We start from the raw sequence: 25,003 nt of genomic DNA on the forward strand, positions 1-25,003 counted from the left end.
TGTTCTGGTATAAGCGTGACGCTTAGCGGCTATTCATCATCCTGATGGGCGAGGCGTACCGGCAGATACCATTGCCGGGCCGCATTAATAATCGCCTGCAGCATCTCCTCATTCAGCGTGCGATTCAGGCGCTGGAGATAGGGATCGCTGCCCTCACCCTGCACCTGATAGCCGCCCTGCCACGCCTGCAGCAGCTTATTCAGCGCCTTTTTCTGCGTGGCTTCATCTTCCAGCAGCTGGCCGCTTTTGCGATCAAAGCTCGCCTCCAGCCAGGCGCCGCCGCTTTTGTTTAACAGTAGCAGCGGCTGCGCCAGTCCCTGCTCGCAGGCGGCGGCGTACTCTGCCAGCAGCGCCTGCGCGCGGCCGGCATCAACGGCATGAAAGCGCCAGCGGCTCTGTTTGCGGCCATACATCCGGCTTACGCCGCTGCCGCCCAGCGCACAGTAAACCAGATGCTCCAGCCACAGCTGCAGGCCGTCATTCATGTTCAGTACGCCTGGCCGCCAGCGCAGCAGACCATCAGCCTGCACCTGCGTCAGCCAGCCGGTCAGCCGCACGGCACCAAGCTGCAGATTCACTTCCTGACTCTCTGCCGGCAGACGCTCTCCGGCGACTTCTGCCGCAACCTCCTGCATCTCTTCGGTCTGACTCTGCCAGAAAAGTTCACCAAAAGCGCCATAAGGCAGGTTACCTGCGGCCCGGTGATGCGCATAGAGCTGCTGCGGATCCTCACCGTTTACCAGCACATTGAGCAGCTGTGCGTTTAACTGATAGCGTTCCAGGCTATCGGGTGCAAAAGGCTCGCTGTCGGGCAGTTCGCTCTCTTCTGTCCAGAATGAGACGCCAAGACGCTGCTGAAACCAGGCGCGAACCGGATGACGCCAGAAGCGCAGCAGCTGCTCCAGCGTGACGACGTCCTGCGTTTTCACCGCCAGCGGCTGCACGAAATCGGGCTGTGCCACGCCGCGGCCGGTGGCTGCCGGCAGCCACTCGGCAGCGAAGCTCTGCCGGTGGCTATAAGGAGTGAAATTCTCTGCCGCAAAGGGCATGCGGCTGTGCAAAGTTTGTAAGTGCTCACGTACACGCTGTTCACTGACGTCAGGTTCGCACTGCTCATCACCCGGCAGGCAGAAACTCTGCCCCAGATAATCAAGCAGTTCTGTGACCAGCACCGAAGGATAGCGCTCGGTGTTATCCTGAATCGCCCGGCCGATATAGCTGATGTAAAGCTGCTGCTGAGCGGAAATCAGGGCTTCAAGGAACAGATAGCGATCGTCATCGCGCCGGCTGCGGTCGCCTTTGCGCGTCTGCTGCTGCATCAGGTCAAACCCTACCGGAGCCAGCGTGCGCGGGTAGACACCATCATTCATTCCCAGCAGGCAGACGACTTTAAAGGGGATCGAGCGCATCGGCATCAGCGTACAGAAGTTTACCGGCCCTGCCAGAAAACGCTGACTGATGCGCTGCTGATCGAGGCGTGAACGCAGCTCATCGCGCAGCAGCGTCACCGGCACCGGCTGCTGGTAAGCAGAACCCACGCCCTGCTCAATAATCTCTTTCCACTGCGTCTCTACCAGCAGCAGCGCTGCCTCGCTTTCAGCATCACCGCTGAAAAAACTGTCAATCAGCTCACGACACAGGGGCAGCCACTCAGCCAGCGTGCGCTCGCCGCCCAGCCGGCTGCGCCAGGTATCAAGCCGCGTCAGCAGCTCGGCCAGATGCCCTGCCAGCTCTGCGATCAGGCCGCTTGACTCGTCGTAAGGCAGGATCCCCTGCCAGTCACCGTTGCGGCTCTCTAGCGCATACCCCAGTAACATACGCTGCAGGCCAAAACGCCAGGTGTGCTGGCCGGTAACCGGCAGCGACAGCGCTTCAATACTGGCATCGTCCAGTCCCCAGCGAATGCCGGACTCCATGACCCAGCGGCGCAGCAGACGCAACCCGCTCTCATCCACGGAAAAGCGCTGCGCCAGCGCCGGCACTTCCAGCAGCGCGAGGATCTCTTCTGAGGCGAAGCGGCTTTCCGGCAGCGTCAGCAGGCTTAGCAGCGCCAGAATGGCCGGATGTGCCTGACTGGCGCGGCGGTCTGAAATCGCAAACGGCAGATAGCGGTCCGGTGGTGCGCTGGCAAACGCCGCCTGAATAAAGGGCGCATAGCTGTCAATGTCTGCCACCATGACGATGATATCGCGTGGCTTAAGCTCTGGATCGGCCTCCATCATTGCCAGCAGATGATCCTGCAGCACCTCGACTTCACGCTGTGCGCTGTGGCAGATCTGCAGCGTGATAGAGCGATCGGCCGGATCGAGACGGCGCTTCTCTGCGCTGTTCATCAGTTCTCCGGCACTCAGACCAATCACCGCGCGATCGTCAAGATTCAGTAAGTCAGCCTGCAGGCTGTGCAGCAGCGTGTCATCAGGCAGATCGACAAACGCATCAATGTCGTTGGCCGCTGACTCCATCTGGCTGAGCAAAAACAGGTTGTCGCGTCCCAGCTTTCCCCACGAGGCAAGCAGCGGGTTTGTCAGCTGCTGCTCACCGCTGCTGTTAAACAGCGTGGAGGCGGCTTCAGGTTCGCGAAACAGGGGCAGCGTCTCTTCTGAATGCAGGCGGCGCCGCTGACGGCTCTGCAGCTTTGCCAGAAATGCGTAATCCTGAATATCTCCCCAGTAGTGGCGGCAGGGATTGGTAAAGAGCAGATGAATATCGATATGGCGGCCCAGCGCTTCAAGCGCCTGCAGGTAGACGGGCGGCAGCGCAGAAATACCGCAGATAAACACACGCGGCGGCAGACCAGGCGGCGTGCTTTCAGCCCGTTCCAGTGTTTCAATAAAGCGGGCGTACAGATTGGCACGGTGCCACATCGGCTGACCGAGGCTTTCCGTAAAGCTGACCAGATCGCGCCAGAGCGCCGCCTGCCACTGCTGAGCGTCACCCAGTCCCTCAATCAGTGCACCACGCTCCCAGCTGTTGAGCCAGTCAGCACGATAGACCAGATACTGGTCAAAGAGGTCGGCGACGCGGGTGCTGAGCTGGTAGAGCTTACGCTTGTCGTCATCATCCTGCAGATAGAGCCGCAGCGACTGAAACGTTTCCTGCTCCAGCAGCACCGGCAGGCGCTGCATCAGCTTCCAGCTCATGTTGGCTTTGGTAAAGGCGCTCTCCTCCGGGATCCCCGGCAGCACTTTGACAAACATGCTCCAGATAAAGGTGGCAGGCAGTGGAAAATCGATATTTGCGGCAATGCCAAAACTGTTTGCCAGCTCCATCTGCAGCCACTGTGCCATTCCCGGGCTCTGCACCAGCACCTGTTCAGCCGCAAACGGATCGGCGAGAGGCTGGTTTTCAATCAGAATGCCTGCCAGATTTTTCAACAGATCGAGCTGATTGGAGTGGTAAACCCGGAACATAATTCTCCTTTAACAAAGCAGTACAATACAGCCTGGTCACTCTACCCTTAAACGGTGGAGATGCCTATTAATCTGCTCATCTTCGTGACATTTCAGCCGTGACAGCACGGCCGTACGCTGATGCGGTCCGGTTACGGTCACCCGTTCCAGCGTGCAGCTGCCTGGCAGGATCTGCTGCTGACGCTGCGTGTGCCAGCCCGCCGTGTCATAGCCCAGCAGTGCCTGCTGCGCGACCTGCCACGCCTGACGCTGCTGCCACTGCTGGCTGAACCCCAGCGTCAGCGCGCGCTGATAGTGCAGCAGCGTCGTGATGCTCAGTGCCAGCAGCAGCATGCCCACCAGCGCCTCTGCCAGACTAAATCCCTGCTGCAATCGCCTCTCCCGGACACGCTTCCGGTGCGTCCAGTGGGCAGAAGTCGATCCAGCCGTGCGGCAGTGCCAGCACGCGCATGCCACTGAGCTCAACCCAGTGGTAGAGCCAGAGTGCGCTGTCTGCCTGACGCGCTGATAACAAACCATGCCCCTCCTCCCTGCGCAGCAGACAGCTCTGCCACTGCGCGGTTATCCACTGCTGGCACTGCCAGCCATCAGCGGGTGACCACTGCTGCTGCATTCCCCAGCGCAGCGCCGCCTGCGCCTGGCTGTGGTGCTGAAAGTAGTGCTGTGTATCGGCCACCAGTACCATGCTGCGGCTCAATTGCTGGCGGGTGGCATGCAGCGTTACGCCTCCCAGCAGCAGCAGTATCATGACCATGCCGAGCGTACTGTTACCCTGCTGTTTCACAGATTGAGGCCTTCAATAATGCGCACCAGCGTGACCTGCTGCTGACCTGCGCGCGCCGCCAGCTCCAGCCGCAGCTTCCGCTGCTGGCGGCTGACGTGAAAGTGCTCAAGCCGCATAAACGCGGGGTCGGTGATGCGCTCCCAGCCGCTGCCGTGACACGCCTCAACGCCACGCTGCATCTCCAGCTGGCCGTTGCGCAGACGATAGCCGTAGTAATCACTGTCGCTGTGTCCCGCGCCCTCCCAGCGACCGTTGCTGTTCTCATCCCAGCGCAACAGCACACAACTGCCGCTGTTTGCCAGCGTCAGTGGCGCCCCGCGGCACGTTCCCCGGCAGTAGCCCGCCCGGCGCAGCGCTTTTTCCAGCGTGCCGGCTATGTGCTCCAGCTCCTGCTGCAGCTGTACCCGCTGCTGCAGCCGCAGATTCTGTTCCAGCAGCAGCGGCAGAAAACGTCCCAGGCTGAGCATCAGCATGGCGCTTATCGCCAGCGCAATCAGTGTTTCCAGCAGGGTGAACCCGGCCTGAGCTATTCGCACGCCGCTGCCTCCGGCTGGCAGAGACGAATACGCGCGCGGGCGGAGATGATCACGCGCCAGCGCCCGGCAGCGCTGGCCATTTCCACGCTACCGGCGCGCGCCACATCCCTGCGCCCGTAAAAACCGGGCTCGCCCGTCAGTGCGCTAAGGTGTATGCCCGCATGCGGTGGCGTAAACCACCAGCGCGAGGGAGTATTACAGCCTGCAACGGGTACCGGCCCGGTACCAAGGCAGCCCCCCTGACCCGGCTGCAGCCAGAGTTTTAGCTCACGGTTATGCCAGCCCGCGTGCGCACGCAGGTGCAGCAGAAATGCCTGCAGCTGCAGCACGCTTTCGCGCAGTTGCTGCTGCTGCTGCCAGCGCTGAAATCCAGTTATGGCCCCGCCTCCCAGTACGCCTGTAATGATCATGACGATCAGCAGTTCCGGCAGAGTAAATCCGCAATGAGTATCTCTGTTCATGGCGTCACTCTGCCGTCAGCGCAGCAGCGGCACAAGCGCTACGGTTGTGCCATCAGGCGTGGCTCACAGGCACCATTCCGCCGGCGCAGAGATAACCATTTTTTTGTGCGACAGCGCCAGAAATGCATGCTGTCCAGGCAAAAAAAAGCCCTGCACAGTGGCAGGGCTCAGGCGCGCTCAGCGGCAGATCAGACGGCAACAGGCGCCTTGATCGCCGGATGGGGATCGTAGCCCTCTACTTCAAAATCCTCAAAGGTATAGTCGAAAATTGAGGCCGGTTTGCGCTTAATCACCAGCTTCGGCAGCGGGCGCGGTTCGCGGGTCAGCTGCAGACGAGCCTGCTCCAGATGATTGCTGTAAAGGTGGGTATCGCCACCGGTCCAGACAAAATCACCCACTTCCAGATCGCACTGCTGCGCGACCATATGCACCAGCAGCGCATAGCTGGCGATATTAAATGGCAGGCCGAGGAAGATATCGCACGAACGCTGATAGAGCTGGCAGGAGAGTTTGCCGTTCGCGACGTAGAACTGGAAAAAGGCGTGGCAGGGTGCCAGCGCCATCTGATCCAGCTCACCCACGTTCCAGGCCGAGACGATAATACGGCGTGAGTCCGGATCGCGTTTCAGCTGCTCAATGACCCGGCTTATCTGATCGATCTCTGCGCCAGAGGCACTGCCCCAGCTGCGCCACTGCTTGCCGTAGACCGGACCTAAATCCCCGTTTTCATCTGCCCACTCATCCCAGATAGTGACCTTGTTCTCTTTCAGATACTGAATGTTGGTCTCACCTTTCAGAAACCACAGCAGCTCGTGAATGATAGAGCGCAGGTGCACTTTTTTGGTGGTGACCAGAGGAAAGCCTTCCTGCAGATTGAAACGCATCTGGTGGCCAAAAATGGAAAGCGTGCCGGTACCGGTACGGTCCGCTTTTTCTGCGCCTTCATTCAGCACATGCTGCATCAGTTCCAGATACTGTTTCATTTTACCTCTCGGGTTTGTTGCTGCGGACGACGACGATACGCCCAGACCATCATGATAATACCCGCCAGAATCATCGGCACAGAGAGAATCTGTCCCATGCTGATGCCGCCTTCAAACAGCCCCAGCTGCGCATCCGGCTGGCGGAAAAACTCGACAATAATGCGAAACGCGCCGTAGCCAATCAGGAACAGGCCAGAGACGCTGCCCATGGGACGCGGTTTGCGGATAAACAGGTTAAGAATTATAAACAGCACCACGCCTTCCAGGCACAGCTCATAGAGCTGGGAGGCGTGACGGGGTAGCACGCCATAGGTGTTCAGCAGCTGCTGATACTGCGGGTTATTGACCGCCAGCGCGAGATCTTCGCTGCGCGATCCCGGAAACAGCATGGCAAACTTAAAATCAGGCGCCACGCGGCCCCACAGCTCACCGTTGATAAAGTTACCGAGACGACCCGCGCCAAGCCCAAACGGGATCAGCGGCGCAATGAAGTCAGACACCTGGAAGAACGTACGCTTCGTGCGACGGGCAAATATCAGCATGACCACAATCACGCCAATCAGGCCGCCGTGGAAGGACATGCCGCCATCCCAGACTTTAAACAGATAGAGCGGGTTTTCCAGAAACAGCGGCAGATTATAAAACAGCACATAGCCGATACGGCCACCCAGAAAGACGCCGAGGAATCCGGCATAAAGCAGGTTTTCCACTTCGTCTTTCGTCCAGCCGCTACCGGGCTTATTGGCGCGGCGCACCGCAAGCCACATGGCAAAAACAAAGCCCACCAGATACATCAGGCCGTACCAGTGAAGCGAAATCGGTCCGATAGAGAAGATCACCGGATCGAATTGGGGAAATGAAATGTAGCCGTTATTCATTATTCACCATCGATTTTTCTGCCCAACACGGGCGTGGCTAAAGGGCCAGACAATAAAAGGCTGCGCATCATAGCACAGCCGCTTTTCACAATTTCCGCAGAAATGTAAACCGTTAACGACCGCCGCGAATCAGTCCACCCAGGCCGCGACGCTCCATAAATGCTGCAACCAGATGACGCACTTCCGAAGCGGTATGCGCCGCAATGCCCTGCTGACTTAGCTTCTGTACTTCTTCCCGATCCAGATGTCGCAACAGGTACTTCACCCGCGGAATATTTTTGCCGTTCATGCTGAGATGATGATAGCCAAGCCCGACCAGCAGCGCGACACACATGGGATCGCCCGCCATTTCACCACACAGGCAGAGCTCAAGTTTGGCTTCCCGGGCTTCACGCGCAATGGTATGCAGCGCGCGCAGCATCGCAGGATGCAGTGGATCGTAGAGGTTTGCGACCCGGGTATTGTTGCGATCCACCGCCAGCAGATACTGCGTCAGATCGTTGGTGCCGACCGAGATAAAATCAACGCGGCTGGCCAGATGCGGGATCATAAACAGCATTGAGGGCACTTCGATCATAACGCCGATACGCGGCCGGGGAATGGGATAGCCCAGTACCTCTTCCACTTCACGTCCGGCGCGATCAATCAGCCGGCGCGCGTCATCGATCTCATCAATATGGCTGATCATCGGCAGCAGGATATTGAGGTTCCCGGAGGCGACGTTGGCGCGCAGCATAGCCCTCACCTGCACCAGAAAGATCTCCGGCTGATCGAGCGTCAGGCGAATACCGCGCCAGCCCAGACAGGGGTTCTCTTCGCTGATCGGCATGTAGGGCAGCTGTTTGTCCGCACCCACGTCCAGCGTGCGCAGCGTGACCGGCTTATTGTAAAACAGCTGCAGCATGCCCTGGTACTGCGCCACCTGCTCCTCTTCTGACGGGAAGCCGCTTTGCAGCATAAACGGGATCTCTGTGCGATAGAGACCGATGCCATCCACCCAGCTGTCCAGCGCCTGCTCATGCTCCGGGCTAAGGCCGGCGTTGAGCATGACCTCTACCCGCTCACCACTTTTTAGCTCACCGGGCTGATCAACCACACCTTCAGCCATTTTACTCAGCGCATTCTCTTCGCTGATCAAACGCTGATACTCCTGTACCAGCACCGGCTCAGGATCGATCAGAACTTCCCCGCGATAGCCATCCACGATCAGCTGCCGCTTGTTGAGCTGCGCCGGCAGAATATCGGCACCCATCACAGTCGGGATCCCCATCGCCCGCGTCAGGATCGCGGCGTGTGAGTTGGCGGCACCATCGCGCACGACCACGCCTGCCAGCCGCTCATGCGGCAGCTCTGCCAGCGTGGTGGCCGTAAGCTCATCAGCCACCAGCACAAAACGTTCCGGCCAGGCGTTGGTCCCCACCAGCGTGTCATCAAGGTGGAACAGCAGTCGCTGCCCCAGTACCCGCAGATCGCCGGCCCGTTCGCGCAGGTAGTGATCCTGCAGACTGGCAAACTGCGCAGCAAACTTTTCGATCACGGTTTTCACCGCCCACTCGGCCACCGATCCGCGTTCGATCTCCGCAAACAGATCTTTCTTCAGCCGCGCATCGGTCAGCAGATGCGAGTAAAGATCGAAGATGGCCGCGCTCTCTTTCTGCACACCTGCCGCAAAGCGTTTACTGAAACGGCGGAATTCATTGCCCGCTTCACCCATCGCCACCACCAGTCGCTCGCGCTCCCGCTGTGGATCCAGGGTTGATGCGGCAGAGACCTGGTCCAGCAGCGGCTGTGTTTCATCCACCCAGCCGGTTGCCACCGCAACGCCCGGAGAGGCGGCAATGGCTTTAACACGGGTTTGCCGGAACTGGCCAAATAGCTGGCCGAGCTGTGACTGGGAGAGCAGTCCCGCCATTTGCGTGGCGAGCGTCACCAGAAATGACTCTTCACTCTCATCAAACTGACGGTGTTCGCGCTGCTGTACCACCAGCACGCCCAGTAGCTGACGACGGCTGATGATGGGTACGCCAAGGAAAGAGCGATAACGCTCTTCTTTTACGGCAGGAATATATTTAAAACTGGGGTGACTCTGCGCATCGGCCAGGTTAATGGGTTCAGCAAGCCGGCCAACCAGGCCGACAATACCTTCATCAAACGCCAGCGCAATGGTACGGCCGCGCGGCTTTTTCAGACCGCGGGTCGCCATCAGGTAGTAGCAGTGTCGATCGTGATCCGCGAGGTAAACCGAGCAGACCTCGGTCTCCATCGCCAGGCAGATTTCGTTAACCAGAATGTCGAGTGCTTCATTCAGACGCGGTGCACCCGCCACTTTTTCTACTATTTCTCGCAACTGAGTGAGCATAAGGGGCGTGGCCTATCCTCTTTTACGACGGTGGGCAACAGGGTTATTGCGCTGCCCCACACTCTCCTGCATCGACATTACCACGCCAGCAAACTCTTTCATGACGCGCCGGTAAACATCGCGCTTGAAGGAGACCACCTGACGTACCGGATACCAGAAGCTCACCCAGCGCCAGCCATCAAACTCGGGTGTGCTGCTGTGTTGCACATTGATATCCGCGTCATTACACATCAACTGCAGAAGAAACCACTTCTGTTTCTGGCCGATACAGACCGGCTTTGTATCCCAACGCACCAAACGTTTAGGCAACTTGTAACGTAACCAGTTACGGGTTGAAGCAAGTATTCGAACATCTTTGCGGTGTAAACCCACTTCTTCGAACAGTTCGCGATACATCGCCTGCTCTGCGGTTTCACCCGGATTGATGCCTCCCTGAGGAAACTGCCAGGAGTGCTGTCCAAAGCGCCTGGCCCATAACACTTGCCCCTGCCTGTTGCAGATTACGATACCAACATTCGGGCGGTAGCCATCATCATCGATCACTGGACTACCTCAAAGCTTAATTTGAATGGTCTGATTGTTTCACACTCCTTACAGGCGGTAAACCACTGGATAAGCCGGACCTTCGCAGAATAAAAAAGAGTTAACCCACAGAGATGAGTTAACTTATAAACAGTTAACCGGCGCCGCACGCGATCTTATGCACTTTTTCTGTGGATAGCTTTGTGCAGAACGCGGTAATTAGCTGCAGACAGTTTGCTGCCAGAGCAAAGCAGAAGATTCTTATCTTCAGATAAAGATATTTACTATCAGCGTATTAACAGGAAAATCGCTGTCTGGATCGCAGTTTTTTTTCTGTGCCTGCAAGGTGCAGAGAGCCGTGTGGTTAAGAATTAACCACCGTTGTTTTTATCCACAAGTAACGCCCTAAACCTGGACAGATGCTGTAAAAAAATCGCGCATTGCGCTCTGCCATGCCCTGTAAATACAAACAGGCATGGGTTCAGAGCGGGCTTATCCCACTTATCTGTGGATAACTTACACTGATATCCTGTTTATTGTGGCAGACAAATCGGGATAAAATGCCCGTGAGAACACCACGCTTTATAGCAGTCAGAAAAAAAACGGTGTGAATCATGCTATTATGATGCCCGTTCAGAAAGAGGCTGTGTGGACAACCTGCCTGACCGCAAATTGATTAATTTTTAACCAGCCCAGATTCCATTATGACATCTCATGCCGCTTTACCTGCTAGCCCAATGACTAAAGAAGAGCTGCTGCAGCGTGCGCATCAGCTGGCCGGACAGCGGCTGGACACGCTGGCGGCCCGGCTTAACCTGCCTGTACCTGATAATCTCAAACGCGATAAAGGCTGGGTCGGTATGTTGCTGGAGCTGCATCTGGGTGCCAGCGCTGGCAGCAAAGCGGAGCAGGATTTTGCGCATTTAGGCATTGAGCTTAAAACCATTCCGATTGATGCGCAGGGTAAACCGCTGGAGACCACCTTCGTCTGTGTGGCGCCGTTAACCGGTAACAGCGGCGTCACCTGGGCGTCAAGTCATGTGCGCCATAAGCTGGCGCGGGTGTTGTGGATCCCGGTTGAGGGCGAGCGCACTATCCCGCTGGCTGAGCGTCGGGTGGGGATGCCCCTGCTCTGGCAGCCTGACGCAGAAGAAGAGCAACAGCTGCGCGCCGACTGGGAAGAGCTGATGGATATGATTGTGCTGGGGCAGGTCGAGCGAATTACCGCCCGTCACGGGGCCTGGCTGCAAATTCGTCCTAAAGCCGCGAATAACCGGGCGCTGACGGAAGCGGTAGGTGAACAGGGTGAACGCATCATGACGCTGCCGCGCGGTTTTTACCTCAAAAAGCGCTTTACGGGTGCGCTGCTGGCGCGCCATTTTTTACTGTAATACGCGACACAGATTTTATACTGCACGTTTCCCGATATCGGGTTTTGCCCTCATCCTCCCGTGGCGCCAGCGTCTTCTGATGCTGCGCAACCAGCAGGAAACGCGCCTGCTTGTCAAGCTAATGTACGCTGTCCCCCGCTTTTTTAAGAATCATGCGATTACTTCGTCATGTAAAAGCATTTATTACTACACTTTTGCAGTTAAGGCAGCTTAGGGAGCGGATAATGAAAGGGTTAGCGGGTGTAGCAGGTTTGCTGCTGGCAGCGGCAGTGCTGAGCGGGTGCAGCAGCGACTACGTGATGGCAACAAAAGATGGCCAGATGATCATGACTGAGGGCAAACCCTCTATTGATAAGGAGACCGGCCTGGTTGAGTATACCGATCGGCAGGGCCACGTTATGCAGATTAACGGCGACGAAGTGTCCACCATTATTGAACGTTAAGTGCCAGATTGAACGGCCTGCATGGTGTTTTCCTCTGTGCAGGCGATTTCCCGGAGTTTCCCCCCTTCCTTCCCGTGTGCCAGACAGGCTATAGTCCAAAAGGACAGAACATTCCGTTTCATAATGAAAAAAGGAAGCCGGCAATGCATTATCACCGTATCCCCCACAGTACGCTGGAAGTCAGTCAACTGGGGTTAGGCACGATGACGTTTGGTGAGCAAAATAGCGAAGCCGACGCCCACGAACAACTCGATTACGCTGTCAGCCAGGGCATCAATCTGATCGATACCGCAGAGATGTACCCGGTGCCGCCGCGTCCTGAAACCCAGGGATTAACAGAACAGTACATTGGCAGCTGGCTGAAAAAGCGCGGCAGCCGCGATAAAGTGATCCTCGCCAGCAAAGTCGCCGGTCCGGTTCGCGGCAGCGACGCGCTGATCCGTCCGCATCAGGCGCTCGATCGCAAAAATATCCGCGAGGCGCTGGATGCCAGCCTGAAGCGTCTGAACACCGACTACCTCGATCTTTATCAGCTGCACTGGCCGCAGCGCCAGACTAACTATTTTGGCAAGCTGGGCTACGAGTACAGCGAAAGTACCGCGACCGTAACACTGCTGGAGACGCTGGAAGCGCTGACCGAGCAAGTGCGTGCCGGTAAAATCCGCTACATTGGCGTCTCTAATGAGACCGCCTGGGGCGTTATGCGCTATCTGCAGCTGGCTGAAAAACATGAGCTGCCGCGGATTGTGACGATTCAGAACCCTTACAGTCTGCTGAACCGCAGCTTTGAGGTGGGGCTGGCTGAGATCAGTCAGCATGAAGGCGTGGAGCTGCTGGCTTATTCAAGCCTCGCATTTGGCACCCTGAGCGGCAAGTATCTGAACGGCGCGAAACCCGCTGGCGCACGCAACACGCTATTCAGCCGCTTTACCCGCTACAGCAGTGAGCAGTCACAACAGGCGATTGCCGCTTATGTCGATCTGGCAAAGCAGCATAATCTGGATCCGTCGCAAATGGCCCTCGCCTATGTACGCCAGCAGCCATTTGTTGCCAGCACCCTGCTGGGCGCGACCACAATGGCGCAGCTGAAAACGAATGTGGAGAGTTTCAATCTGACGCTGAATGCCGATGTGCTGGAAGCGCTGGAGACCATCCACCGGCAGTATACCTATCCCGCACCGTAATTTTTCAGGGTCGTATGAATGCGGCGGGAATTAGCGTAAGGGCGTCATGAATGACGCCCTTTTCAGTTGCGGCGAAATCGTATAAACGCGGCGGCGTCGCATACATACGCCAGGGTCGCATACATACGCCAGGGCCGCATGAATGCGGCCCCTACGGGGGGTTTGAATCATGCGGTGGAGATTAACGTAGGGGCGTCATTAATGACGCCCTTTGAATGCGCCAGGGTCGCATGAATGCGACCCCTGCGGGGGTTTGAATCATGCGGTGGAGATTAACGTAGGGGCGTCATTAATGACGCCCTTTGAATGCGACCCCTACGGGGATACGGGACGTGCTTTCCACCACAGCAGCGCGATGGCGGCGGCAAATACTGCGCCAAAGCCTGTGCCGGTGGCAACGGCCGGCGCACCGAGCTTAATGGCCAGCGTATAGAGCCCCAGCATCAGCAGCATGGCGCTGTTTTCACCGAGATTCTGTACGGCAATCGCATTACCCGATCCCACGCTCGCTTTACCGCGCTCCTGCAGCAGTGCGTTAAGGGGTACCACAAAAAAGCCGCCCAACGCGCCAATCACCAACAGCAGGAGCCAGGCGTTCAGCAGCGTGGTTTGCAGCGAAAACAGTACGACCATCACCCCTATCAGCACGCCGGCCGGCATGCAGCGCCTCACCGTCTGCAGCGTCACCAGCTTAGCCGCCGCCGCCGCGCCCAGTACGATCCCTATCGCTACCATGGCATTGAGCGTGGTAGGCGTTTTGTTGTCAGTAATACCCAGCGCCACCGGCACCCAGAGCACCAGCAGAAAACGCAGCGTGACTCCCGCTCCCCAGAACAGGCTGGTACCCAGCAGGGAAAAACGCGTCTCACCGTTATGCCACAGCTGACGTGCTGCACTGCTGAAGCTGCGCAGCATCCTGAGCGCATGCCAGCTCTGACCCGGACGCGCCGCGCTGAGACGGGGAATAAAGAGATTAGCGATAACGGCCAGCGCGTAGGTCAGTGCACAGGCGGCCAGCGCCATCAGAAGATGCCAGTCCGCCAGTACCCCGCCCGCAACCGAACCGAGCAGAATGGCCGCGATGGTGGATGCCTCCATCAGCCCGTTGGCTTTGACCAGACGTTCACCGCTGGTGATTTCCGTCAGAATGCCATACTTCGCCGGCGAGTAAGCGGCCGCACCGATGCCTACCAGCGTATAGCCGAGAAACGGATTAAAGCCGAAACAGATGGTCAGCGCACCCAGCAGCTTCAGGCTATTCGCCAGCATCATCACCCGTCCTTTGGCGAAGCTGTCGGCCATCTGCCCGACAAACGGCGCCAGCAGAATATAGGTGGCGACAAACAGCATCTGCAGGATCGGCTGGCTCCAGTCGGGGTAGAACTGATTCTTCAGCACCGCCAGCGTGGCAAACAGCAGCGCGTTATCCCCAAAAGCGGAAAAAAACTGCGCCACGATCACGGCAATCATACCGCGCGACAGCAGCGGAGCACGGGCCTCCTCATGCTGGCTCATGCTCTCTCCTCTTCTGCCAGCTGCTTCAGGCTGACGTAGTCTGGCTTGCCGCTGCCCAGCAGCGGCAGCTGTTTCATGACGCGGATATCGCGCGGTACCGCCAGCTCTGGCGCACCTGTTTCACGCGCCGCCTGGAGCAGCTGCTCGCGCGTCAGCTCACTGTCGGTGGTAAACAGCACCAGCGCTTCGCCACGATTACCGTCCGGCCGCAGCGAGGCGGCATGCTGTTTTTCGCCGGAGGCTTTCAGCGCGATCTGTTCAACGCTCTCCAGCGACACCATCTCACCCGCTATCTTGGCAAAGCGCTTCGCCCGGCCCTGAATCTGACAAAAACCGCCTTCATCAAAGCTGACAATATCACCGGTGTCATACCAGCCCGCCTCCATCACACCTTCGCCATTGTCCGCCACGGGCGGCTCCAGCACGCCGGGCGCGTCAACGCGCAGATAGCCATTCATGATATTCGGGCCACGCAGCTGCAGCCGGCCCCCCTGCTCAATGCCCGGCACTGAAATCAGGCGGGAATCCATGCCGGGCAGCAGACGGCCAACGGTATGGGTACGGGCAGCCATCGGCACGTTGATCGCCACAACCGGTGCGCACTCGGTGACGCCATAACCCTCCAGTATACGGATGCCATATTTCTCCATATAGAGCTGGCGCGTGCCTTCCTGCAGCTTCTCCGCACCGGCGACCACGTAGCGCAAACGGGCAAAATCATAGGGGCTGGCGAAACGCGCGTAGTTACCCAGAAACGTTGACGTACCGAACAGCACGGTGCAGTTGCGGTCATAAACCAGCTCCGGCACGATGCGATAGTGCAGCGGACTGGGATAGAGGAAAACCTGCGCCCCGGTCAGCAGCGGTGTAAACAGGCCCACCGTCAGACCGAAGGCGTGAAACAGCGGCAGTGCTGACATAAAGCGATCGCGCGGCGTAAAGTCGGCCACGGTGCGGATCTGCTCTACGTTAGCCAGCAGGCTCTTATGGGAATGCACCACCCCTTTGGGATAGCCTTCCGATCCAGAGGTAAACAGCACCATCGCCGCCTCTTCCGGCTGCTGCGCCAGCTGTGCCCGGCGCGGCAGCAGCAGATGGCCGAGGATCCACAGTTTATCCTGCAGCGTTACCGTCTCTTTCAGATCTTCGAGGTAGATCCATTCAACTTCAGTCAGCCCCTGCGGCAGATGCCACAGATTGCCTTTTTCCAGAAACTGGCGTGAGGTAAACACGGTTTTTACCTGCGAGGCGGTCAGCGCGGCACGCATGCCGCTGACGCCAGCCGTATAGTTGAGCATGGCCGGCACGCGCCCGCGCATTGATGCACCGAGGATCGCCGCAGCGGTCACGGTGGCATTAGGCAGCAGCAGGCCGATATACTCCCCCTGCCGGCTGTAGCGCTCAAGAATACGTCCGACCCCAAGCGCCTTTTTCAGCAGCCCGGTATAGCTGTCTGGCTGGAAATTCACATCTTCAATACAGGCTTTGGTCAGTCCGTAGCGGGTACGCGCGTTGAGAAACGCTTCATACAGCGTTTCACGCGGGCGCACCGCCATGCGCGCTTCCATCATAATATGGTGCAGGTGTTCGCCTGCCAGCACGCGCCGGTCGCGGGCGCGTTTCGCTTCCGGCATCGGAATATGGGTCGCCGGCAGCACGCTCAGCGTAATTCGGGGAAACAGGCGGCGCTTAAAAACCCCGCCAAGACGGCCAAACGGCGTGTACTCCGCTCCCTCAATGCGCATCGGCACGACCGTTGCGCCCGATTTGGCTGCCACAAAGCCGGCACCGCTGTAGATCTTCATCAGCGACCCGGTCACGGTGATGCGACCTTCCGGAAAAATCACGACCGGGCGGCCGGTGTTGATCATGCGGACCAGGTGTTTAACCGACATCGGCTTAGCAGGATCAAGCGGAACAAAATCGATAATGGGCGTCAGCAGGCGCATATACCAGCGGGTGCTGATCGCAGAATAGACAGCAAATACCGGTCTGATCGGTAAAAACAGCGCAACCAGCACGCCATCCAGAAAGGACATATGGTTAGGGGTGATCAGCACTTTCTCTTTATGCAGCGCCGTGAGATCGCCGCGCAGCTCCACGCGCCATAGCAGGCGACAGAGAGTACGCAAAATGTTAAACAGCATGCCAGCTCCTTAGCAAAGTCAAAAATGATAATTACCTTGCAGGATTTGCCGGGCGGCGACAAGTACAGAGCAGAATTAAAGCGGAGTCCCTGACAAACTGCGACGCGGAGCCGCAGGAAAAAGATAAAAAAAACCCACGCGTCTGCGTGGGTCGGTGCAACCGAACAGGGTTATACCTGCACTGCAGGTATCGCTGCCGCAGCAGCCGATCTTCACACCAATCATACCTCTGGGATCGCTATCGTCGCGCAGCAGCCTGAGGAATAACAGCGGCTAAACGCAACCGTATTCGGTGAAATGCAACCAGGTGTGAACAGCGCCTCCTGCTGGTTACATTTTGATTTGGCTAGGATTTATCTGGCGGCGGCTTGCTGTAAAGCGCATCCGGCGCAATGTTCATGTGCTTCAGCACCGGCCCCATAATATTGCCGAAGATCGGAGCGGCCACCGAGCCGCCGAAGTGATCGCCCGCGGTGGGATGGTTGATCATCACCACCAGCGCCACCTCCGGGTGGCTGGCTGGCGCGATCCCGGCGGTATAGTTCACGTAACCGCCATCATATTTGCCGCTGCTGCCCATCTTCTCTGCGGTACCGGTTTTGGTCGCCAGGCGATAACCCGGTACCGCAGCCTTGATACCGGTGCCGCCCGGCAGTACGTCACTCTCCAGCATATGCACCACGGTCTGTACAATCTGCGGATTGGCAACCTGCTTGCCCAGCACCGGCGGTGTAACTTTGGTTATCGACAGCGGGCGATAAACGCCAAACGAGCCCAGCGTGGCATATTCGCGCGCAATCTGCAGCGGCGTCACGCGCAGGCCATAGCCAAAGGAGAACGTTGCGCGTTCAATATCCGCCCAGCGCTCGCGATGCAGCGGAAAGTAGCCTACGCTCTCGCCGGTTAATCCCAGCCCGGTAGGCTTGCCGAGGCCAAATGCCTGATAGGTATTGACCAGCGCTTCTGCCGGCATCGCCAGCGCAATGTGCGATACGCCGATGTCACTCGATTTTTGCAGAATGCCGGTCATGGTGAGACGCGGCCAGTGGCCGACATCGCGGATAAGGTGGCCATTGACGCTGTAGGGCGTGGTATCGATCACCGAATCAGGCCTGACCAGATGGCGCTCCAGCCCCTCCATCACCACCAGCGGTTTGACCGTTGAACCGGGTTCAAAACTGTCATTAATGGCAACGTTACGCATCTGAGCGGGCGTCGCTTTATCAAAATTATTCGGGTTAAATGACGGATACGATGCCATTGCCAGAATTTCACCGGTATCGATCTTCACCAGCACCGCAGCGCCGGAGTCCGCTTTGTTCAGCAGCACGCCGTCGCGCAGCCTGCTGTACAGGGTAAACTGATCAAACTTATCGATGCTGAGCTGCACCGTGGGCGGCTGCTTCGGCGGCTCATACTCAATCATCGAAATAATATTACCCTCACCATCCTGGCGATAGACCTCTTTGCCCGGCTCGCCCTGCAGCACCCGATCAAACCCTTTCTCCAGCCCGTTAAGCCCGTTACTGTCGGCACCGACAATGCCAATCAGCGGCGCGGCCGCTTCACTCATCGGATAAAAACGGCTGTCGTTATACACCGAGCTGATCCCTTTCAGATGCAGTTCCGCGATATCTTTGGCTATGCCCAGCTCGATTTTACGTCCCAGATAGAGAAACCGTTTTTTCGGATTAGCCACGATCTGCGCCTGCAGATCTTCCGGCCGAAGGCTGAGCGCCGCAGCCAGGTATCCCCACTTTGCACTGCTGAAGTCGGGATTCGCCTCCAGCACGCGTTTGGGATCGGCAATGATGTCGCGCGACGGCACGCTCAGTGCCAGCGCCTGGCCGTCGCGATCCAGCAGCGTGCCCCGATTTGTGGGCAGCGTAACGGTGCGCAGCGAACGCTGGTCCGCTTCATGCTCAAGCATCGGGTGGTTGATGAGCTGCAGATCGCCGACGCGGGCGAGCAGCAGTCCCATACAGGTCAGCACGCCCAGACAGATCAGACGAAAACGAAACGGGTTAAACGGGGCTTTAATCTGGTCTTTACCCAGAAATTTTTTGATTGGAGGCATAGCATTCCGCTGCGGTAAAAGTCGTTATCCGGACTGGTTATCGGCTGTTATAAAGAAAGGCCTGGTAAGTTGACAGGAAAACTGTGTTTCAGTTATTTGCAGAGACAGCGGACAAAAAAAACCTGCGCATCTGCGCAGGTTGGTGTAATCAAAAAAACGTGTTGATGTTCACCCATCAATACCTCTGGGACCCTGACTGTAGCAAGCGGGCTGACCGCCCTGCACCTGCTTAAACGCAACAGTTGCCCGCAAAATGTAACCAGCGGTGAGATTGTTAGTGGGTTGTGCAACCGCGATGTTTTTGGACCTCGACCAGACAGCTCATCGCATTCGGCCCCTGCGTCAGAGAAGAAGTACCGATATCCAGCGTCAGTACGTTCGGGTTGCCGGCGCGATCCCACGGCTGCCACGTACCGCCAAAGCCGGGATCGAACCATGCGCCGGTCGCGATGATCACCACGCCTGGCGCGACGCCGTTGGTCAGGCGCACGCCAGCCAGCATCCGTCCGCGCGCATTGCTTACCTCAACCACTTCCCCGTCGGCAATCCCGCGCTGTGCCGCATCCTGCGGATGCATCGACAGCGTCTCATGCCCGGCGGTTTTATTGGACTGAACGGCAGGGGTCGCATCCAGCTGGCTATGCAGCCGGTCGGCAGGCTGTACTGAAATCATGTGCAGCGGATAGTCAGCGCTCAGCGGCGCACCCAGCCACTCCTGCGGCTCACGCCAGGTGGGATGGCCTGCGAAGTCATCCAGCTGATAGTCCGCGATGGTCTGGCAAAAGAGCTCAATTTTGCCGCTGGCGGTGGCGATAGGATGTGCGTCCGGATCGGCGCGAAACTCCTCCATAAAGATATAGGGTTTTCCGCCTTCAGGGATCTCCACAAACCCGCGCTCCCAGAACTCACTGAAGGCCGGGAAAGGGATATCGCGTCGCGCATGGGCCTGTGCGCACTGCTGATAGAGATGCTCAATCCACTGCATCTCATTGCGCCCTTCCGTAAAGCGCTCACGATAACCGAGGCGATCGGCGATATCGGCAAAGATATCGAAGTCATTTCTTGCCTGATGCTGCGGCCTGACCGCCTGGTGCATCGCCAGCACAAAACGATCGCGCGACGATCCGCCGATATCGTTACGCTCCAGCGTGGTGGTCACTGGCAGCACAATGTCCGCCATCTGCGCCGCGGGCGTCCAGACAATATCCTGCACAATCACCGTATCGGGTCGCTGCCAGCCGGCGACCAGCCGGTTGAGCTGCTGATGATGATGAAACGGATTACCGCCCGCCCAGTGCACCAGATGAATATCAGGATAGTGCAGCGTCTCACCGCAGAAATCGTAGGGTTCGCCTGGCTGCAGCAGCATGTCGCTGATGCGCGCTACCGGAATCGCCAGGTTTGCCGGATTAGGCCCGGTACTCATCATTGGTGCCGGCCCCTCCTGACGCGGATTGCCCACGCTGTTCATTGAGCCATGGCCAAAGGAGAAGCCTGCGCCCGGCAGGCCCGGCTGACCCAGCATGCAGGAGAGCGCAATCATCATCCAGTAGGGCTGCTCACCGCGATGCGCGCGCTGCACAGAATACGCGCTGGTCATAAAGCTGCGCTTACCTGCCAGCTGTTGTGCCAGCTGCGCAATACGCGCGGCCGGAATACCGGTAATGGCACTCGCCCAGGCTGCCGTTTTTGCGACGCCGTCGCTTTCGCCCAGCAGGTAGGCGCGCAGCTGCGGCCAGCCGGTGCAGTGCGTGGCGAGGAAGGCTTCGTCAGTGGCGCGGTTACGCAGGATCTCATAGCCCAGCGCCAGCATCAGCGCGACGTCAGTATTGGGCCGAATCGGGATCCATTCGGCGTTCAGCCACGCCGGACAGTCATCGCGCTGCGGACTGATATTGATCACCGGTGTTCCCCGGGCGCGCAGCTGCTCCAGCGCCGGTTTCAGACTATGTTGCCCCGCTCCGCCCGACGCGACCTGCGCATTTTTCAGCGCCAGACCACCAAAGGCGACAAAAATTTCCGCATGCTCCACTACCTGTGGCCAGTCGGTCACGCGCCCGGTCAGCGGCATGTAAGTGCCGATCACATAGGGCAGGAAGAACTGTGCGGCGCCCCAGCTGTAGTTCCCCTGCTGATCGACGCCGCCGCCCCCCTGAAAATAGAAACGTCGGACCAGCGTCCGCGCATGGTTGACCCGCCCGGCCGAGGACCAGCCGTATGAGCCGGTAAAAATGCCGGAGGCTCCGTAACGTTCACGTACGCGACGGTTCTCTTCCGCCACCAGATCGAGCGCGGTGTCCCAGCTGACCGGCACAAAATCTTCACGCCCGCGCAGGGTACGATCGCTGTGCTCGCGTGATTTCAGCCACGAGCGGCGCACCATTGGCTGGCGGATACGTTTGTCAGAGTAAACCAGCTCCGGGATGGTATGGATCATCGGTGAGGGATCGGCGTCGGCAAAGAAGGGTTCGCAGCCTGTCAGGCGGCCATTTTCCGTCACGGCGGTAAAAGCGCCCCAGTGCGCCAGATGCGGCACGCGTGTTTTCATGAGAGTGTCCGGCAGATAAAAAGAGAGTGCGCGGCAGCATAGCATGAGGCTGCAGTCCGCCTGAAGTCTGCATGTGAGCAGCTGATTTTCCGCGCTTTTGCGACAACGCTGGCATTCTGATCGCTTGCGGCTCAGGGGCTTTTCCGTAACACTGATGCGATGTGTAAACGTTTTCCCTGGATGTCGATAATTGCATGGCTACCATTAAGGATGTTGCCCGTATGGCCGGGGTGTCGGTTGCGACCGTTTCCCGCGTTATCAATAACTCTCCCAAAGCCAGCGAAGGTTCGCGCCTTGCGGTAACACAGGCGATGGAGCAGCTGCAGTATCACCCTAACGCCAATGCGCGTGCGCTGGCGCAGCAATCCACTGAAACGCTGGGGCTGGTGGTCGGTGATGTCTCCGATCCTTTTTTTGGTGCGATGGTAAAAGCGGTGGATGAAGTGGCTGGCGAGACCGGCAACTTTCTGCTGATTGGTAACGGTTACCATAATGAGCAAAAAGAGCGACAGGCGATTGAGCAGCTGATGCGCCATCGCTGCGCGGCGCTGGTGGTGCATGCCAAGAAAATCCCGGCGGACGATCTGGAGATGCTGATGCGTCAGGTGCCGGGTATGGTGCTGCTGAACCGGCTGATCCCGGGTTTTGAGTCACGCTGTATCGCGCTGGACGATCGCTATGGCGCCTGGCTCGCTACCCGGCATCTTATCCAGCAGGGGCATACGCATATCGCCTTTATCTGCTCCACCCACACCATTTCTGATGCGGAAGATCGCCTGCAGGGTTATTACGATGCGCTGCGGGAACATGGTCTGCCCTGTAACGATCGTCTGGTAGCCTGGGGTGAGCCGGATGAAACAGGCGGTGAGCAGGCGATGACAGAACTGCTGGGACGCGGCAAGTCTCTGACGGCCGTCGCCTGTTATAACGATTCAATGGCCGCGGGTGCCCTGGCGGTGCTGAGTGATAACGGCATCCGCGTGCCGGAAGAGATGTCGCTGATCGGTTTTGATGATGTGCTGGTGTCACGTTACGTGCGCCCGCGCCTTACCACCGTGCGCTATCCTATCGTCACCATGGCACAGCAGGCGGCGCAGCTCGCGCTGGCGCTGGCGCACGGCAGCGAGCTGCCGGAAGTCACCAATATGTTCAGTCCGACGCTGGTACGGCGTCACTCGGTGGGTGGGCCCGGTTAAGTGATGCGCGGAGCAGCGCGGGGCTGTGCGCTGAGCAGCGCGGGGGCTGTGCGCTGAGCAGCGCGAGGCTCTGAAGGGGTTCCGCCCGCCAGGCTTCTGGCAGTTTCAGCGGCATTTCCGCATGCGGACGGGCTAAGGGCCGGGTGGGCGCGCCCCTTAGCAATCCGCGCCCCGCGCCGTCCTCGCGAATTCCCGGACGCATCCCTCCGGCCTTAACGGACCGCGCGGATTCGCTCCTGCTCACCCCGCGCTCTCGCCGGCGTCCTGCCGGCTCGCCCTGGCCGTCACGCTGCGCCCGGCGCTGCGGATGGCGCCCCTCCCCGCCTGCATATTCATTTTTTTATTCTCAAAAGGTCGCAGGGTCTGAACCTGCGGACAGAACCCACAGCCATAAAAAACATAATAGAGAGAAAAAAGCAGCAGCAGCGGGAAGCGCCATCCGGGTCCGCCGAGGGAGGGCGCGGTTCCGGGATGAGCCGACAGGACGTCGGCGAAAGGGCGCGGTGAGCAGGAGCGAATGGCGGCCGGTCCCCGGGAAGCGGGCGTGAGCGAGGGAACCGCGCAGCGGCGGGCGGGGCTGGCGCAGGGCCGGGGAGTGCAGAGGGCGCGGCCAGGCGTCCTCTGCCCGGTCGCCGTGCCGGGGCAGAGGCAGCTGCCGCCGCTGACGGCGAACGGAACCGGTGCCCGTCCCGGAACCAACCCCCGTGCCGAACGGAACCGGCGCCCGCCCTCGCGGCAAGCAGAACCGGCCTCCGTCACAGATCCTGCTTATACACCCTCACCCGCTCGGCGGGAAACTCCAGCGCCTCGCAGACAAACTCCCAGCCGTGCCGCTCGTAGTAGCCGGCAAACGTTGACCACAGCCAGAGACGCGCGTGACCACGCTCGCGGGCAAAACCGATCACGTGCTGCTGCAGCGCCTCGCTGACTCCCTGGCCGCGCGAGGCGGGATCGACATAGAGCGCAGCCGCCCACGGCCAGAGATCCTGACGGCTGATAAGATCGCAGCGCCAGAAACCGATAGTGCCCAGCGGAATATCGTGCGCATCCAGCGCAACAAACGTCACTGGCAGATCCGCGCCATTGAGGCTGCTGCGCACGATACTGTGATAAAACTCACGCGTCGTGCCTGCACCAAACGCCTGCCACAGCCAGTCGGTTATCTGGCTGGCGTGGTGCGGCACGCTGCTGAGCGGCACAATACGCATCAGTTCAGCTCCAGCGCCAGCAGCTCCTGAATCGTCTGCGCGCGGCGGATCTCACGCACGCTGCCGTTTTCAAACAGCAGCTCCGGGATCAGCGGGCGGCTGTTGTAGTTGGAGGACATCGACGCCCCGTAGGCCCCGGTATCATGAAAGACCAGGTAATCGCCCGGCTGTACGGCGGGCAGCGTGCGGGTCTCCACCTTCCCTCCCTCCTGCTGGGTAAACACATCACCTGATTCACACAGCGGCCCGGCGACCACACTCTCCTGCGTGGCTGCACCCGGCGTACGGCCATCAGCGGGCAGTACCGAGATATGGTGATAGCTGCCATACATGGCCGGACGCATCAGATCGCTGAAGCCCGCATCGACCAGCACAAAGTGACGGCTGCCCATCGCTTTGACCGCCCGCACCTGCGACACCAGCACGCCTGATTCAGCCACCAGAAAGCGGCCCGGTTCAATTTCCAGCTTCACCGGATGCCCGAGGTGTGCGGCAATCCGATCGCGCGCGCGGCTCCAGAGGCCAAAATAGTGGTCGGTATCGATCGCTTCTTCATCAAAGCGGTAGGGAATAGAGAGCCCGCCCCCGGCTGAGATGGCGCTGAGATCCTGACCAAACGCAATCACCTGGTCGACCATGGCGTCACACACCTGCTGCAGATGACCATAATCCACGCCGGAGCCGATATGCATATGCAGCCCCACCAGCTGCAGGTCGTACTGCTGGATCGCAGCCAGCGCCAGCGGCAGATCGCCATACCAGATGCCGTGCTTGCTGTTTTCGCCGCCGGTGTTGGTTTTCTGACTGTGGCCGTGACCAAAGCCGGGATTGATGCGCAGCCAGACTTTATGGCCTGGTGAGCGTGCGCCCAGCTGGTGCAGCATATCTACGGAACCGGCATTCACCGGTATCTGCAGCTCAGCCACGCGCTGAAGCGTCGGCAGATCCAGCAGGTCCGCTGTAAATACAATGTCCTCGCCGCCGGGCTCAAATCCCGCCGCCAGCGCGCGTTCAATCTCTCCCAGCGAGACGGAATCAACTTTCACACCGGCCAGACGCATCAGGCGCAGGATATGAATATTTGAGCAGGCTTTCTGCGCAAAGCGCACCACGTCAAACTGGCTGAGCTGCGCAATACGCTGCTGAATAATGGCGGCGTCATAGGCCCAGAACGGACCACTGTAGCGCTGTGCCAGCGGCAGCAGATGGGTAGCATTAAGGGCGGATTCAGTGGTGTCTAACGGACGTGGCATAACAATTCTCCTGTACTGTTACGTCCATTTAGCCATAGCGCATCGATTCACAGAAATATCTGTTTTAGCGGCAGCTATGCAAATATGATATGCCTCTGAGGGAGGGAC

19 protein-coding genes are annotated in these 25,003 nt (G+C 58.8%); 4 read left to right on the forward strand and 15 right to left on the reverse strand.

Translation table 11 applies throughout. The features are described 5' to 3' along the window. Positions 1-29: 29 nt before the first annotated feature. The 9 genes from recC to rppH all read right to left on the reverse strand — a co-directional run bounded on the left by recC (position 30) and on the right by rppH (position 9,954). Positions 30-3,410, reverse strand: coding sequence for an exodeoxyribonuclease V subunit gamma (gene recC / locus SB719_RS05940; RefSeq protein WP_304234266.1), 3,381 nt, complete (start codon positions 3,408-3,410; stop codon positions 30-32). A 36-nt stretch (positions 3,411-3,446) separates the two neighbouring features. Further along, positions 3,447-3,782: a prepilin-type N-terminal cleavage/methylation domain-containing protein gene (locus tag SB719_RS05945; protein WP_240484884.1), complete on the reverse strand. Its 336-nt coding sequence runs from the start codon at positions 3,780-3,782 to the stop codon at positions 3,447-3,449. Further along, complete coding sequence (locus tag SB719_RS05950) at positions 3,766-4,194, reverse strand: DUF2509 family protein (RefSeq protein WP_304234262.1); 429 nt, start codon at positions 4,192-4,194, stop codon at positions 3,766-3,768. Before SB719_RS05950 ends, SB719_RS05945 begins: the two co-directional genes overlap by 17 nt. Beyond that, entirely contained in the window at positions 4,191-4,730 is a 540-nt protein-coding gene (locus SB719_RS05955) for a prepilin peptidase-dependent protein (protein ID WP_412159034.1), read from the reverse strand. Before SB719_RS05955 ends, SB719_RS05950 begins: the two co-directional genes overlap by 4 nt. After that, a complete protein-coding gene (locus tag SB719_RS05960) occupies positions 4,721-5,191 on the reverse strand; it encodes a prepilin-type N-terminal cleavage/methylation domain-containing protein (RefSeq protein WP_065648286.1) in 471 nt (156 codons plus the stop codon). Before SB719_RS05960 ends, SB719_RS05955 begins: the two co-directional genes overlap by 10 nt. Positions 5,192-5,379: 188 nt before the next feature. Beyond that, positions 5,380-6,174 carry a thymidylate synthase gene (gene thyA / locus SB719_RS05965; protein ID WP_065648285.1) on the reverse strand — a complete coding sequence of 265 codons (795 nt, stop codon included), beginning with the start codon at positions 6,172-6,174 and terminating at the stop codon, positions 5,380-5,382. Continuing rightward, complete coding sequence (lgt, locus tag SB719_RS05970) at positions 6,171-7,052, reverse strand: prolipoprotein diacylglyceryl transferase (protein ID WP_065648284.1); 882 nt, start codon at positions 7,050-7,052, stop codon at positions 6,171-6,173. Before lgt ends, thyA begins: the two co-directional genes overlap by 4 nt. A 112-nt stretch (positions 7,053-7,164) precedes the next feature. Beyond that, positions 7,165-9,411 carry a phosphoenolpyruvate--protein phosphotransferase gene (gene ptsP / locus SB719_RS05975; protein ID WP_293005310.1) on the reverse strand — a complete coding sequence of 749 codons (2,247 nt, stop codon included), beginning with the start codon at positions 9,409-9,411 and terminating at the stop codon, positions 7,165-7,167. 12 nt (positions 9,412-9,423) lie between these two features. After that, positions 9,424-9,954, reverse strand: coding sequence for an RNA pyrophosphohydrolase (rppH, locus tag SB719_RS05980; RefSeq protein WP_039379969.1), 531 nt, complete (start codon positions 9,952-9,954; stop codon positions 9,424-9,426). A 716-nt stretch (positions 9,955-10,670) separates the two neighbouring features. Here rppH and mutH point away from each other — a divergent pair. From mutH to SB719_RS05995, 3 genes are all read left to right on the forward strand, one after another. Continuing rightward, the gene (gene mutH, locus SB719_RS05985) at positions 10,671-11,324 is read left to right on the forward strand and encodes a DNA mismatch repair endonuclease MutH (protein ID WP_412159035.1); all 654 of its coding nucleotides are present in this window, start codon (positions 10,671-10,673) and stop codon (positions 11,322-11,324) included. A 224-nt stretch (positions 11,325-11,548) separates the two neighbouring features. Beyond that, complete coding sequence (locus tag SB719_RS05990; RefSeq protein WP_065648281.1) at positions 11,549-11,767, forward strand: YgdI/YgdR family lipoprotein; 219 nt, start codon at positions 11,549-11,551, stop codon at positions 11,765-11,767. Positions 11,768-11,910: 143 nt separating this feature from the next. Next, positions 11,911-12,951, forward strand: coding sequence for an NADP(H)-dependent aldo-keto reductase (locus SB719_RS05995; protein WP_304234252.1), 1,041 nt, complete (start codon positions 11,911-11,913; stop codon positions 12,949-12,951). Between the two features lie 315 nt (positions 12,952-13,266). Here the strand turns inward: SB719_RS05995 and lplT are convergent, their stop codons facing one another. From lplT to SB719_RS06015, 4 genes are all read right to left on the reverse strand, one after another. Beyond that, positions 13,267-14,466, reverse strand: a complete 1,200-nt coding sequence (gene lplT, locus SB719_RS06000; RefSeq protein WP_412159036.1) for a lysophospholipid transporter LplT — start codon at positions 14,464-14,466, stop codon at positions 13,267-13,269. After that, positions 14,463-16,613, reverse strand: a complete 2,151-nt coding sequence (gene aas / locus SB719_RS06005; RefSeq protein ID WP_292968633.1) for a bifunctional acyl-ACP--phospholipid O-acyltransferase/long-chain-fatty-acid--ACP ligase — start codon at positions 16,611-16,613, stop codon at positions 14,463-14,465. The genes lplT and aas overlap by 4 nt, the downstream gene beginning before the upstream one ends. A gap of 346 nt (positions 16,614-16,959) precedes the next feature. After that, entirely contained in the window at positions 16,960-18,690 is a 1,731-nt protein-coding gene (locus SB719_RS06010) for a penicillin-binding transpeptidase domain-containing protein (RefSeq protein ID WP_412159037.1), read from the reverse strand. A 274-nt stretch (positions 18,691-18,964) separates the two neighbouring features. Beyond that, positions 18,965-21,238: a molybdopterin guanine dinucleotide-containing S/N-oxide reductase gene (locus tag SB719_RS06015; RefSeq protein ID WP_412159038.1), complete on the reverse strand. Its 2,274-nt coding sequence runs from the start codon at positions 21,236-21,238 to the stop codon at positions 18,965-18,967. Positions 21,239-21,432: 194 nt separating this feature from the next. On the opposite strand from SB719_RS06015, the gene galR reads away from it, so the two are divergent. Beyond that, positions 21,433-22,434 carry an HTH-type transcriptional regulator GalR gene (galR, locus tag SB719_RS06020; protein WP_039379986.1) on the forward strand — a complete coding sequence of 334 codons (1,002 nt, stop codon included), beginning with the start codon at positions 21,433-21,435 and terminating at the stop codon, positions 22,432-22,434. A 755-nt stretch (positions 22,435-23,189) separates the two neighbouring features. Here galR and SB719_RS06025 read toward each other — a convergent pair. Both SB719_RS06025 and lysA read right to left on the reverse strand, forming a co-directional pair. Continuing rightward, positions 23,190-23,642, reverse strand: a complete 453-nt coding sequence (locus SB719_RS06025) for a GNAT family N-acetyltransferase (protein ID WP_084798749.1) — start codon at positions 23,640-23,642, stop codon at positions 23,190-23,192. Further along, complete coding sequence (gene lysA / locus SB719_RS06030; protein ID WP_292968581.1) at positions 23,642-24,895, reverse strand: diaminopimelate decarboxylase; 1,254 nt, start codon at positions 24,893-24,895, stop codon at positions 23,642-23,644. The genes SB719_RS06025 and lysA overlap by 1 nt, the downstream gene beginning before the upstream one ends. Positions 24,896-25,003: the final 108 nt, after the last annotated feature.

This window comes from Pantoea sp. SIMBA_079 (assembly GCF_046940275.1).
GTDB classification, from domain to species: Bacteria; Pseudomonadota; Gammaproteobacteria; order Enterobacterales; family Enterobacteriaceae; genus Pantoea; species Pantoea borealis.